Origin of the sequence: Cognatiluteimonas lumbrici (assembly GCF_006476065.1) — a bacterium.
GTDB lineage: Bacteria > Pseudomonadota > Gammaproteobacteria > Xanthomonadales > Xanthomonadaceae > Cognatiluteimonas > Cognatiluteimonas lumbrici.
Genome location: NZ_ML636798.1, coordinates 1,820,978 through 1,832,493, shown reverse-complemented (window position 1 = coordinate 1,832,493; position 11,516 = coordinate 1,820,978). Strand labels below are relative to the sequence as shown.

General features: G+C 71.4%; 11 protein-coding genes. 4 read left to right on the top strand and 7 right to left on the bottom strand.

Annotated elements, in window-relative coordinates; translation table 11 throughout:
- Positions 1–28 precede the first annotated feature (28 nt).
- Both E4F25_RS08880 and E4F25_RS08875 read right to left on the bottom strand, forming a co-directional pair.
- Positions 29–376 carry an EF-hand domain-containing protein gene (locus tag E4F25_RS08880; RefSeq protein ID WP_246069833.1) on the bottom strand — a complete coding sequence of 116 codons (348 nt, stop codon included), beginning with the start codon at positions 374–376 and terminating at the stop codon, positions 29–31.
- 9 nt (positions 377–385) lie between these two features.
- Positions 386–1,588 carry a DesA family fatty acid desaturase gene (locus E4F25_RS08875; RefSeq protein WP_140909786.1) on the bottom strand — a complete coding sequence of 401 codons (1,203 nt, stop codon included), beginning with the start codon at positions 1,586–1,588 and terminating at the stop codon, positions 386–388.
- 73 nt (positions 1,589–1,661) lie between these two features.
- Here E4F25_RS08875 and fabG point away from each other — a divergent pair, with 73 nt between their 5' ends.
- Both fabG and E4F25_RS08865 read left to right on the top strand, forming a co-directional pair.
- The gene (fabG, locus tag E4F25_RS08870) at positions 1,662–2,414 is read left to right on the top strand and encodes a 3-oxoacyl-ACP reductase FabG (protein ID WP_140909785.1); all 753 of its coding nucleotides are present in this window, start codon (positions 1,662–1,664) and stop codon (positions 2,412–2,414) included.
- A gap of 53 nt (positions 2,415–2,467) precedes the next feature.
- Positions 2,468–2,890 carry a hypothetical protein gene (locus E4F25_RS08865; RefSeq protein ID WP_140909784.1) on the top strand — a complete coding sequence of 141 codons (423 nt, stop codon included), beginning with the start codon at positions 2,468–2,470 and terminating at the stop codon, positions 2,888–2,890.
- Positions 2,891–2,973: 83 nt separating this feature from the next.
- Here the strand turns inward: E4F25_RS08865 and E4F25_RS08860 are convergent, their stop codons facing one another.
- Genes E4F25_RS08860 through E4F25_RS08845 form a run of 4 tightly spaced genes read right to left on the bottom strand, consistent with a single transcriptional unit; the run spans position 2,974 to position 7,448 of the window.
- Positions 2,974–4,578: an NAD(P)/FAD-dependent oxidoreductase gene (locus tag E4F25_RS08860; protein WP_140909783.1), complete on the bottom strand. Its 1,605-nt coding sequence runs from the start codon at positions 4,576–4,578 to the stop codon at positions 2,974–2,976.
- A 5-nt stretch (positions 4,579–4,583) separates the two neighbouring features.
- Positions 4,584–5,441 (bottom strand): glycosyltransferase family 2 protein, encoded by an 858-nt coding sequence (locus tag E4F25_RS08855; RefSeq protein WP_140909782.1) that lies wholly within the window; start codon positions 5,439–5,441, stop codon positions 4,584–4,586.
- On the bottom strand, positions 5,434–6,270 hold the full coding sequence (locus tag E4F25_RS08850; protein ID WP_246069831.1) for a beta-ketoacyl synthase chain length factor: 837 nt from the start codon (positions 6,268–6,270) through the stop codon (positions 5,434–5,436). Before E4F25_RS08850 ends, E4F25_RS08855 begins: the two co-directional genes overlap by 8 nt.
- The gene (locus E4F25_RS08845) at positions 6,267–7,448 is read right to left on the bottom strand and encodes a beta-ketoacyl-[acyl-carrier-protein] synthase family protein (protein ID WP_140910397.1); all 1,182 of its coding nucleotides are present in this window, start codon (positions 7,446–7,448) and stop codon (positions 6,267–6,269) included. Before E4F25_RS08845 ends, E4F25_RS08850 begins: the two co-directional genes overlap by 4 nt.
- 178 nt (positions 7,449–7,626) lie before the next feature.
- On the opposite strand from E4F25_RS08845, the gene E4F25_RS08840 reads away from it, so the two are divergent.
- Complete coding sequence (locus E4F25_RS08840; protein ID WP_140909781.1) at positions 7,627–9,945, top strand: S9 family peptidase; 2,319 nt, start codon at positions 7,627–7,629, stop codon at positions 9,943–9,945.
- Positions 9,946–10,070: 125 nt separating this feature from the next.
- Here E4F25_RS08840 and E4F25_RS08835 read toward each other — a convergent pair whose 3' ends face one another.
- Complete coding sequence (locus E4F25_RS08835; protein ID WP_140909780.1) at positions 10,071–10,781, bottom strand: glutathione binding-like protein; 711 nt, start codon at positions 10,779–10,781, stop codon at positions 10,071–10,073.
- Positions 10,782–10,873: 92 nt separating this feature from the next.
- Between E4F25_RS08835 and E4F25_RS08830 the strand changes: the two genes are divergently transcribed.
- The gene (locus tag E4F25_RS08830) at positions 10,874–11,473 is read left to right on the top strand and encodes a TIGR00645 family protein (RefSeq protein ID WP_140909779.1); all 600 of its coding nucleotides are present in this window, start codon (positions 10,874–10,876) and stop codon (positions 11,471–11,473) included.
- Positions 11,474–11,516: the final 43 nt, after the last annotated feature.

Genomic DNA, 11,516 nt, shown 5'->3' with positions numbered 1-11,516 from the left:
TGTCGGAAATCGCCCGGCTTGGGGGAAATCAGCGTTCGCGCGGCGGCGCGGCCAGTTCACGCGCGTCGAGCATGCCGTCGCCGTCCGCGTCCTGGCGGCGGAAGGCATCGGCGAGACGCGCCAGGTGCCCCTCCCGGGTAATCGCCGCGCCGCGGCCCCCGGGCAGTTCCGACGCGCGCAGCACGCCGTCGCCGTCGCGGTCCATGGCGGTGAAGGCGTAGCCCATCCAGGCCTGGTATTCGGCCAGCGACACGCGGCCGTCGCCGTCGGTGTCCATGCGCGCGAGGTAGTCGGCGGTGGCCGTGACCTGCGCCGAGGCGGCGCCACTGCACAGCAGCAGCGGCGCGAGCCAAGGCCAGGGGAGGTCGCGGCGCAAGCGCCGCTCCTACGCGGGCTGCAGCGAGTAGCCCTTGAGCCGGGCCGAGAACTCCTGCAGCGCGCGGATGCCGGTGGCCTCGGCCTCGTGGCACCAGGCCTGCAGCGCGTGCAGGGTGTCGCTGGCGTTGTGGCTGCGCGCCTCCAGCACCGCGGCCAGGCGGCGACGGTATTCGACCAGCGTGCCGATGCGCGGGCGCTGCTGCACCCAGGCGTCGAGCTGGGCGCGCGCCTCGGGCTTCAGCCAACGGCCGTCGTCGGCCAGGCCCTTGCGCAGCTTGCGCGGCAGCAGCGCACGCAGCCTGGCGCCGGCGGCGGCCGCCTCCTCGCGCAGCGCCGGCTTGAGCACCTTGCGCTGGTAGTCGGTCATCGCCTGGAAGCGGATCGCGAGCAGCGCCTTGAGCGTGTCGCCGTCCGGCACCCGGATGTTGGGGCGCACGTTCAGGGTCGGCGCGACCCGCAGCACCTTGGCCAGGCCAAGCTTCTGCAGGCCCCGGATCACCAGCCAGCCGGCGTCCACCTCGAAGCGGCGCAGCGCGAACTTGGCCGAGGACGGGAACGCGTGGTGGTTGTTGTGCAGCTCCTCGCCGCCGATCCACACGCCCCAGGGGCTGAGGTTGGTGGCGGTGTCGTCGGTGACGAAGTTGCGGTAGCCCCACCAGTGGCCGAGGCCGTTGACCACGCCGGCGGCCCAGAACGGGATCCACAGCATCTGGATCGCCCACACCGCGACGCCGGCGAAACCGAACAGCGCGAAGCTGATGAACAGCAACAGGGTCGGGCCCATGGTCGCGTGCGGGGTGTACAGGCGGCGCTCGATCCAGTCGTCCGGGCAGCCCTTGCCGTACTTCTCGATCGACTCGCGGTCGGCGCGCGCTTCGCGGTACAGCTCGACGCCGCGCCAGAACACCGTGCCGATGCCCTTCTTCACCGGGCTGTGCGGATCCTCGTCGGTTTCGCACTTGGCGTGGTGCTTGCGGTGGATGGCGACCCACTCGCGGGTGACCATCGAAGTGGTCAGCCAGCCCCAGAAGCGGAAGAAGTGCGCGACCGCCGGATGGAAATCGACGCCACGGTGCGCCTGGCTGCGGTGCAGGTACAGGGTGACGGTGAAGATGGTCAGCTGGGTGGCGACCAGCAGGTAGACGGCAAGCGCAAGCCAGCCTGGCTGCAGCAGGCCGCCGGCGAGGAAATCGAGCAGGGAAGCGGGCATCGTGACTCCGTGGGGGCGGCGGGCAGGAGCGCCGGCCGCGCGTCCCATCATGCCAGTTGGGGATAATGCCGGGATGAACGGAGCGCACGGAAACACCGCCGCCCAGCCGCGCCGGGCCCTGGTCACCGGGGGCAGCGGGGCGATCGGCGCCGCCATCTGCCGGCGGCTGGCCGCCGACGGTTTCCACGTGGTCGTGCACGGCAACGCCAACCGGACCCGCGCCGAAGCGGTGGCCGCGGCGATCCGCGAGGCCGGGGGGACCGCCGACGCGGTCGCGTTCGACGTCGCCGACGCCGCTGCGACGGCTGCCGCCATGCAGGCGCTGCTCGCGGACGGGCCGGTGCAGGTGGTGGTCAACAACGCCGGCATCCACGACGACGCGCCGATGGCCGGGATGGACGAGGCCCGCTGGAAGCGGGTCGTGGACGTGTCCCTGCACGGCTTCTTCCACGTCACCCAGCCGCTGCTGCTGCCGATGGCGCGCGCCCGCTGGGGGCGGATCGTCAGCATCTCGAGCGTGGCCGCGGTGCTCGGCAACCGCGGGCAGGCCAACTACGCCGCGGCCAAGGCGGCGCTGCATGGCGCCACCCGCTCGCTGGCGCGGGAGATGGCCAGCCGCGGCATCACCGCCAACGTGGTCGCCCCGGGCGTGATCGGCGGGGGCATGGCGGACGAGGCCTTCGACGCCACGCGCATCCGCGAGCTGGTGCCGGCCGGCCGCGCCGGGACCCCGGAGGAAGTCGCCGCCGTGGTCGGCTTCCTGTGCTCCGACGCCGCCGGCTACGTGAACGGCCAGGTGATCGGGGTGAACGGCGGCATGGCGTGACGGTGTGCCACGGTTCACGCAATCCAGCCCCGGCAGGGCCTAGAGTCGGCGGCATGCGCAGGATCCTTCCATTGCTGCTGTTCGCCGCCCTGCTCGGGGGCTGCGCCACCACCTCGCACGTGATGCTGTCGCCGGCGCGCCCGGCGATCTCGCCGGAACTGGTGCAGGTCTACACCGCGCCACCGCCGCGCTACATCGAGATCGCGCTGCTGGAGACCTCCAGCGGGCCGTTCACCTACGGCGAGCAGAACAAGGCCAACGCGGTGATCGCCAACCTGCGGCGCGAGGCCGCCAGCCTCGGCGCCAACGGCGTGCTGCTCACCGACACCGCCACCGGCTACCGCGGCGGCGGCGTCAACGTGGGCGTGGGCGGCGGGCGCTTCGGCGGGCGCACCCACGTCGGCGGCGGCGTCGGGGTGGACATCAGCCCGACGCAGAAGCACGCGCGGGCCGTGGCCATCCTGGTCACCCCCTGACTGTAGGAGCGGCGCTTGCGCCGCGGCCGGGGAAAGGCTCGCCGCCATGGCGGCTCCCGCTGGTCGCGGCGCCAGCGCCGCTCCTACAACGTCCAGTTGGCAGGTAGCAGCGGTTCCGCTGCCGCGTCCGGGTCGCACATCGCCTCCAGGCCGTGGTCGGCGATGCCGGGCTGGTGCCGGCGCGCCTGCGCCAGCAGCTCGCCGGCCAGCGCGCGCATGCGCGCCACGTTGGCGCGGATGCGTTCGATGAAGGCGTCGTCGTCCAGCTCGTCGCGCAGGGCGCCGTTGAGCCCGCGCGCCCAGTCGATCGCGTGCTGGTCGAGCCAGCGCCCGTCCTCCATCGCGTCGCGGCCGTCGCGCAGCCCCCAGTCGCGCAGCAGCGCCTGCATGCCGGCGTTGAGCGCGCTGCCGAGCAGGAACACCGGCTTCAGCCGGCCCATCACCGGCAGCACCGCCTGGCGCCCGCCGAAGTACACCGGCGCCAGCAGCGACCAATAGAACGCGTAGTCCCACATGATCTTGAGCGGCATCACCAGCGCGTTGCCGAAGATCGGGTACTGGTCGCGGTACAGCGCCAGCGCGTTCTCGTAGAAGGCGAAGTAGAGCTGTTCGTAGATCGGCGCGTACGCTTCGAACGGCTCCCCGGCACGATCGGCCAGCACCAGCTCGGCGACGTAGGTGTTGCTGAGCGCGATGAAGTCGCTGCCCGGGGAATAGAACGGGTCGAGGAACGCGCCTGCCTCGCCGGTCAGCGCCCAGCGCTCCTTCGAGAACACCTGCCGGCAGCCGTGCGAGAACCCGCGCAGGAAGCGGAAGTCCTGCAGCTTCGCGCCGCTGGCCTCGAGCGCGTCCGCCGCCTGCGGCTGGTTGTCGCGCAGCCAGGCCATCGCAAGTTCGTGGGTCTTCATCGTCTCCAGCGGATGCATGCGCGCGTCGCAGACGATGCCCAGCGAATGGCTCCCGGACGCGAGAGGAATCAGCCAGAACCAGTAACCCGGCCCGCACAGGTGGTTGGTCGAGCGCCAGCGGTCCGGCGGCGTGCAGCGCGCCAGCCATTCCGGGTCGTCCGACCAGTCGTTGATGTCGATCCGGCCGTCCACGCGCCACCACGCGGCGTTGGCGTCATGGCCGTTGCGCTCGGCCAGCCCCAGCTTGCGCTTGAGCAGCCCGGCGCGGCCGGAGGCGTCCACCACCCAGCGCGCCTCGGCGACGTGGGTGTCGCCGCCGCGCTCGAAGGTCACCCGGTGCGGCGCTCCGCCGCTGCCCATGTCCACGCCGACCACGCGCGCGCCGTCGCGGAAGTCCACGCCCTGTTCCAGCGCGTGGCCGCCGAGGAAGTTCTCGAAGCGGCCGCGGTCGAGCTGGAACGATCCGGTCGGCAGGCCCTGGCCGACGCCGAGCTCGGTGCAGCGGTCGAGCGCCCCGCTGCGGTGGTTGAAGAAGTAGCGCAGCCCGAACTTGGCGAGCTGCTCGCGCTCCAGGTGCGCGCGCAGCCCGAGCACGTCGGCGAAGTAGTGCGCACCGCATTCGACGGTGGATTCGCCGACCTTGAACGCGGCCTCGGCCACCGGGTGCGGGTTGCGCTCCAGCACCAGCACGTCGATCGCGGGATCCCGCTGCCTGAGCTGCAACGCGAGCGTGAGCCCGGCAAGTCCCCCGCCGAGCACCACCACGTCGCGGGCGGGCATGGGGTTCAGCCCGCGCGCTGCATGCGCGCGCCCCCGCAGGGAACGGCGAACTCTCCGCTCGGGTCATGCACCAGCGGCGGATTGGCGCGGATGCTGCGGTAGACCGCGACCAGGCGGCCATGGCGCAGCACCTGCAGCACGATGTGGCTGGTGATCCGCCACAGGTCGCGCAGCGGGCGGAAATGGCTGGCGCGGAACTCCTCGTCCGAGTGCACGCACTTGTAGCGCGACTCGATCGGCACCGAGACGCAGCGCGTGTCCAGCAGCCGCGCCGCCGAGATCAGGATCTGCGCCTCGAACACGAAGTCCTCGCCGGGCACGTCGTCGAGCGCGGCCACGCGTGCCGGGTAGAGGCGCTGCCCGCTCTGGCTGTCGGCGACCTGGTAGCCGGTGCCCCAGGCGATGCCCCAGTCGCCGAACTCGTTGGCCAGGCGGCGGTGGATCGGCTGCTGCGAACGCTTGCGCAGGCGCGCGCCGATCACGATGTGGCCCGGGTGGCGGTTGGCCGCTTCGATCATGCGCGGGATGTCGCTGGCCTGGTGCTGGCCGTCGCCGTCCATGGTCAGCACCGCGCGCGCGCCCTGGCGCAGCGCCTCGCGGAAGCCGTCGCGCAGCGACGCGCCCTTGCCCATGCGCCGAGGATGCCGCAGCAGCGTGATCGGCAGGTCCGCGAGCTGGGCGACGGTGTCGTCCTCGGAGCCGTCGTCGACCACGATCACCCGGGTGCATTGCGCGAGCGCGCCCTCGACCACGCCGCGGATGCGCAGCGCTTCGTTGAGGGCCGGGATCACCACGGCGATCTCGGTCGGCTCGAGCCGGCGCGGTTCGAGCTGGCGCGATTCGTGGTGGCGTGGGTCATCCATGGGCAATCTCCACCCGCAACGATTGCGACGGGCCTGCGTGCAGGGACACCAGGTCGTCGCCGCGGGCGAGCGCCTGGAACAAGGGCAGCATCGGTGCCATCGCGTTGCCGCGCAGGCGCTCCGCCAGCGGACCCTCCGGCGACGGCGCGGCGCCTTCGACCAGGGTCGCGCGCAAGCGCGGCATCCCCGGGCCGGGCTCCGCCACCAGCACCAGCGCGGCGCCGAGCAGGCCTTCGCTGCGCGAGACCAGCGCCAGCGGACCCGCAGAGGGACTGTCGTATGCGGCCAACAGCACGGCATCCTCGCCGCTGGCGAGCTGCACCAGCGATTCCAGCAGCCCCTGCGCGAAGCTGGCGTCATGGCTGCTGATCGCGGTGGCCGGGGCGTGGCAGCCGGCGCCGATGGTCCAGTAGCCGGCGGCCGCGTTGTGCACCGAATTGTGGAAGCGCGTGGGCGACATCGCCGCGGCATCGCTGGCGAGCGTGCTGCAGATGTAGTCGGTGATGCCGAGGTCGCCGTGGGTCGAGGCGAACACGGAAGCCAGCTGCGCCGGATCGCGCCCGGCGGCCTCGCACGCCGCGAGCGCCACCTCCAGCGCCACCGCCACCGAATCCGGCGCGCGCCGGCGCTCGTTCGGCGGCAGCAGGCGCGGCGACGGCCGCTTCGGCGCGTCGTCCTCCAACGCGCCCTCGCCGACGAAGCGCCGGGCGGCCTGCCAGGACGTCAGGCCATCGGCCCAGAAGCCGATGCCGGCGATGCCCGCGACCAGCCCGGGTCCGCGTTCGCGCCATTCGCGTTGCATGGCGGCGATCGCCTCCATCCGGTTCATGCCGCCACCGCGAACAGCAACGAGCAGTTGTTGCCGCCGAAGCCGAAGGAATTGTTCATCGCGTAGCGCACCGGCCGCGCATCGTTGTCGAAGCGCACCTGCGGGCCGCAGCCCGGGTCGGCGGTGCTGCTGTTGAGCGTGCCCGGCAGCAGCCCGTGCTCCAGCGCGAGCAGCGCGAACACCGACTCGACGATGCCGGCCGCGCCCAGGGTGTGCCCGGTCCAGCCCTTGGTCGAGCTGGCGTGCAGCGTGCGCGGGAACACCGCCGCGACCGCCGCGGCCTCGACCGCGTCGTTGGCCGGCGTGGCGGTGCCATGCAGGTTGAGGTAGCCGACCGAACCCGGCTTCACGCCGGCGCGCGCCAGCGCCTGGCGCATCGCCAGTTCGGCGCCCAGCCCCTGCGGATGCGGGGTGGACATGTGGTGCGCGTCGCTGGATTCGCCGTAGCCGCGCAGGGTCGGCGCGCGCTCGCCCGGCGCGGCGCGCTCGAGCAGCGCGAAGCCGGCGGCCTCGCCGAGCGACAGCCCGTCGCGCGCGGCGTCGAACGGCCGGCACGGCTGCGCCGAGACCAGCCCGAGCGAGTTGAAGCCGTAGAGCACGCTGCCGCACAGGGTGTCCACGCCGCCGACCAGCGCCGCATCCACCACGCCGGCATTGATCAGCCGGGCCGCCTGGGCGAACACCTTGGCGCTCGACGAGCACGCGGTCGCCACGGTCACGCAGGGGCCGCGCAGCCCGGTCGCCGCCTGCACGAAGCCTCCCAGTGAATGCGGGGTGTGCACCTGCGGCCGCTGCAGATCGGGCGGGAAGGCGCCGCCTCCAGCGCGCGCGTAGGCCTCCTCGGTGGCGCCGATGCTCGAGGTCGAAGTGCCGAGCACGATCGCGACCCGGGTGGCGCCATGGCGCTCGCGCGCCGCGTCGATCGCCGCGGGCAGGCCGTCCTGTTGCAGCGCCAGCCAGGCCAGGCGGTTGTTGCGGCACTCCCACTGCGCCAGCGACGGCGGCAGCGGGGCGTCCTCGACGCCGTCCACGCGCCCGATCCAGGTCGCCAGCGCGGCGTCGCCGAAATCGTTGCGGCGCAGCCCCCCGCGCCGCGCCCGCAACGCCGACAGCTGCGCAGCGCGCCCGTGACCGAGCGCGGTGGTGGCAGTGTGGGCGCGGATCGCCAGCGGCGGCATCGGATGCGTCGTCGACGTTGGCGGCACGCAGGACTCCGGGGGCTCGATTGCCGCGAGTATAGCCAGCGCCCCGGTGGGCGCCGGCGTGAAGGGGCAACCAATAGCACGGTCGGCGCCCCGCACCCCGGGTTAGCATCGGCGCAGGCGATGCCCGGCCCGCGTCGCGGGGAACATGCAAATGCACCACACCAAGACGATGCTGGCGGGCGCCCTGCTCGCCGCCGCCACCCTGCTGCCGGCGTCGGCGGCCGCGCAGGGCAAGGTCCTCACCGACGCCGACTACGCCCGCGCCGAGCGCTTCGTCGGCTACAACACCACGCCGCTGGTGGACCACATGGTCACCCGCGTCACCTGGCTCGGCGACGACCGCTTCTGGTACCGCGACCACGACGCCGGTGGCGACAGCTTCCGGGTGATGGACGCCAGCACCGGCCAGGCCGGCTTCGCGTTCGACCGCGACCGCCTGGCCGCGGCGCTGGCCAGGGCCACCGGCAAGCCGGTGAAGGCCGACAAGCTGCCGGTCACCGGGTTCAGCATCCGCGACGACGGCGGCTTCGAGATCGACCTCCGCGGCACCCGCTACCTGTGCGACGCCGACGCCGGCGGCTGTACCGAGGTCGCGCGCAAGGGCGGCGAGGAGCCGGGCGTGCGCTCCCCCGACGGCCGCTCCGAGGCCTTCATCCGCGACTGGAACCTGTGGGTGCGCGACATCGCCACCGGCGAGGAGACCCAGCTCACCACCGACGGCAGCACCGACTACGGCTACGCCACCGACAACGCCGGCTGGACCCACAGCGACCGCGCGATCCTGGTGTGGTCGCCCGACTCATCGAAGATCGCGACCTTCCAGCAGGACCAGCGCCGGACCGGCGAGATGGTGCTGGTGAAGACCGTGGTCGGGCATCCCGAGGTCGAGCGCTGGAAGTACCCGCTGGTCGGCGACGAGCACGTCACCATGATCGAGCGCGTGGTGATCGACGTCCCGACCCGCTCCATGGTGCGGCTGCAGATGCCGCCGGACCAGCACCGCTCCACCCAGTGCGACGACGTCAGCTGCTTCGGCGGCTGGGAGGACGTGCAGTGGGCGCCGGACGGCAGGACCCTCGCGTTCGCGTCCAGCTCGCGCGACCACAAGGACGTCTGGCTGCGGATCGCCGACGTCTCGACTGGCCAGGTCCGCGAGGTGATGCACGAGCACGTGCCGACCTGGTTCGAGAGCGGCATCAACGCGATCAACTGGCGCTACCTGCCCGGCAGCGACGAGATCCTGTGGTGGAGCCAGCGCAACGGCTGGGGCAACCTCTACCTGTACGACGCCACCAGCGGCAAGCTGAAGCACGCGGTGACCACGGGCGACGGCAACGTCACCAAGGTCGTGCACGTGGACGCCGACAGCCGCACCGTCTGGTTCGAGGGCGTGGCCCGCACCCCGGGACTGCACCCGTACTACCGGCAGCTGTTCAAGGTCTCGCTGGACGGCGGCGAGCCGCAGTTGCTGACTCCCGAGGCGGCCGACCACGCGATCACCATGTCCCCGGACGGCACCTACTTCGTCGATGCGTACTCGACGTCCTCGGTGCCGCCGGTCACCGTCCTGCGCCGCGGCAACGACGGCAGCACCGTCGCCACCGTCGCCGAGACCGACATTTCGCGCCTGCTGGCCACCGGCTGGGTGCCGCCCGAGGAGTTCACGGTCAAGGGCCGCGACGGCACCACCGACCTCTACGGGATGATGTTCAAGCCCACCGACTTCGACCCGTCGAAGCGCTACCCGATCGTGGACTACGTGTACCCGGGCCCGCAGGCCGGCTCGGTGCGCGGCTACGGCTTCTCGCCGGCGCAGGGCGACCACCAGGCGCTCGCCGAACTGGGCTTCATCGTGGTCGCGATCGACGGCATGGGCAGCCAGCCGTGGCGCAGCAAGGCCTTCCACGACGCCTACGCCGGCGACATTGCCGACAACACCCTGCCCGACCAGGTCACCGCGCTGAAGCAGCTGGCCGCGCGCCATCCGTGGATCGACATCGACCGGGTCGGCATCTGGGGCCACTCCGGCGGCGGCAACGCCACCGCGGGCGCGATGTTCCACTACCCGGACTTCTTCAAGGTCGGCTGGTCGGAGAGCGGCAACCACGACAACCGCAACTACGAGGACGACTGGGCCGAGAAGTGGCAGGGCCTGCTGGTCACCAACGAGGACGGCAGCACCAACTACGACACCCAGGCCAACTGGCGCTACGCGAAGAACCTCAAGGGCAAGCTGATGCTGACCCACGGCACTCTGGACGACAACGTGCCCCCGTCGAGCACGCTGCTGGTGGTCAAGGCGCTGATCGAGGCGAACAAGGACTTCGACCTGATCATGCTGCCCAACGCCCGCCACGGCTACGGCAAGGACACCCCGTACATCATGCGCCGCCGCTGGGACTACTTCGTCCAGCACCTCGCCGGCAACACCCCGCCGGCCGAGTACCGGATGCAACCGCCGGCGAACTGACAGAAGCTTCTAGCCACAGATTCCACAGATTAAAAAAGGATTGGGCCCGCGCGAGCGTCAACTCGCGCGGGCCCAATGTTTTTAGATCCTTTTCAATCTGTGGAATCTGTGGCCAAAAGAATGTGTCACCGAGCGCGCTGGTTGAAGAGGATCTTCTTTTCGTCGTCGGTCATGGGTTGGCCGGCGTTGGGGTTGACGGTTTTGGACAGGGCGTAGGCGCGCCTGGTGGCGGGGCGCTCGGCGATGGCGGCGTGCCAGCGGCGCAGTTCGGGGAACGGCTGCAGGTCCAGCGGCGCCTTGTCGTAGGGGTTGATCCACGGGTAGGCGGCCATGTCGGCGATCGTGTACTCGTCGCCGGCGATGAAGGCGCGGCCGGCCAGGCGCTTGTCGAGCACCCCGAGCAGGCGTTCGGCCTCGCGGCCGTAGCGCTCGATCGCGTAGGGCACCTTCTCCGGCGCGTAGACGTTGAAGTGCCCGTGCTGCCCGGTCATCGGGCCGAGCCCGCCGACCTGCCAGTACAGCCACTGCAGCGTCTCCCAGCGGCCGCGCAGGTCGCGCGGCAGGAAGTGCCCGGTCTTGTCGGCCAGGTATTCGAGGATCGCGCCGGACTCGAACACGCTGAGCGGCTCGCCGCCACCCTCGGGGGCGTGATCGACGATCGCCGGCATCTTGTTGTTCGGGGAGATCCGCAGGAACGCCGGCTCGAACTGCGCCCCCTTGCCGATGTCCACCGGCACAATCCGGTATTCCAGCGGCGCGCCGGCCTCGGCCAGTTCCTCCAGCAGCAGCGTGACCTTGTGGCCGTTGGGGGTGGGCCAGTAGTACAGCTCGATCATGGCGGGCTCCTCGCGGTGTGGGGCCCACCAGCCTAGCGCGGGACACGGGCGGGCGTTTACCCTTGCGCGCTTTCCGCCCGAAAAACGCCACCATGTCCGAAGCCCGCCCCGCGGTCGCCCCGCGCCCCCTGAGCCCGCTGTCCGCCCTGATCTTCTCCTCGCGCTGGCTGCAGCTGCCGCTGTACCTCGGCCTGATCCTGGCCCAGGCCGTGTACGTGTTCCTGTTCGCCAAGGAACTGTGGCACCTGATCCACGAGGCGGTGACCCTGAGCGAGCAGGACATCATGCTGATCGTGCTCGGGCTGATCGACGTGGTGATGATCTCCAACCTGCTGGTGATGGTGATCGTCGGCGGCTACGAGACCTTCGTCTCGCGCCTGAACCTGCAGGGGCATCCGGACCAGCCGGAGTGGCTCAGCCACGTCAACGCCTCGGTGCTGAAGGTCAAGCTGGCGATGGCGATCATCGGCATCTCCTCGATCCACCTGCTGAAGACCTTCATCGAGGCCGGCACCCTGGGGCTGCCGGTGTGCGCCTCTGTGCCCGCCGGCACGGCGTGCACCCGCTTCAGCGAGGCCGGCGTGCTGTGGCAGACGATCATCCACTGCGTGTTCATCCTGTCCGCGGTCGGCATCGCCTACACCGACAAGGTGATGCACGCGACCACCAGCCGGCGCGAGCAGCACGCCTGAGGAAGAACCCGGCCTGAGGAAGAACCCGCGCCGCTAGAATGGC

What these genes read in the sequence shown, in the direction of transcription:
- E4F25_RS08875 (WP_140909786.1), bottom strand. Translation starts at nt 1,588, where the DNA reads ATGCCCGCTTCCCTGCTCGATTTCCTCGCCGGCGGCCTGCTGCAGCCA.
- fabG (WP_140909785.1), top strand. Translation starts at nt 1,662, where the DNA reads ATGAACGGAGCGCACGGAAACACCGCCGCCCAGCCGCGCCGGGCCCTG.
- E4F25_RS08865 (WP_140909784.1), top strand. Translation starts at nt 2,468, where the DNA reads ATGCGCAGGATCCTTCCATTGCTGCTGTTCGCCGCCCTGCTCGGGGGC.
- E4F25_RS08860 (WP_140909783.1), bottom strand. Translation starts at nt 4,578, where the DNA reads ATGCCCGCCCGCGACGTGGTGGTGCTCGGCGGGGGACTTGCCGGGCTC.
- E4F25_RS08855 (WP_140909782.1), bottom strand. Translation starts at nt 5,441, where the DNA reads ATGGATGACCCACGCCACCACGAATCGCGCCAGCTCGAACCGCGCCGG.
- E4F25_RS08850 (WP_246069831.1), bottom strand. Translation starts at nt 6,270, where the DNA reads ATGAACCGGATGGAGGCGATCGCCGCCATGCAACGCGAATGGCGCGAA.
- E4F25_RS08845 (WP_140910397.1), bottom strand. Translation starts at nt 7,448, where the DNA reads ATGCCGCCGCTGGCGATCCGCGCCCACACTGCCACCACCGCGCTCGGT.
- E4F25_RS08840 (WP_140909781.1), top strand. Translation starts at nt 7,627, where the DNA reads ATGCACCACACCAAGACGATGCTGGCGGGCGCCCTGCTCGCCGCCGCC.
- E4F25_RS08835 (WP_140909780.1), bottom strand. Translation starts at nt 10,781, where the DNA reads ATGATCGAGCTGTACTACTGGCCCACCCCCAACGGCCACAAGGTCACG.
- E4F25_RS08830 (WP_140909779.1), top strand. Translation starts at nt 10,874, where the DNA reads ATGTCCGAAGCCCGCCCCGCGGTCGCCCCGCGCCCCCTGAGCCCGCTG.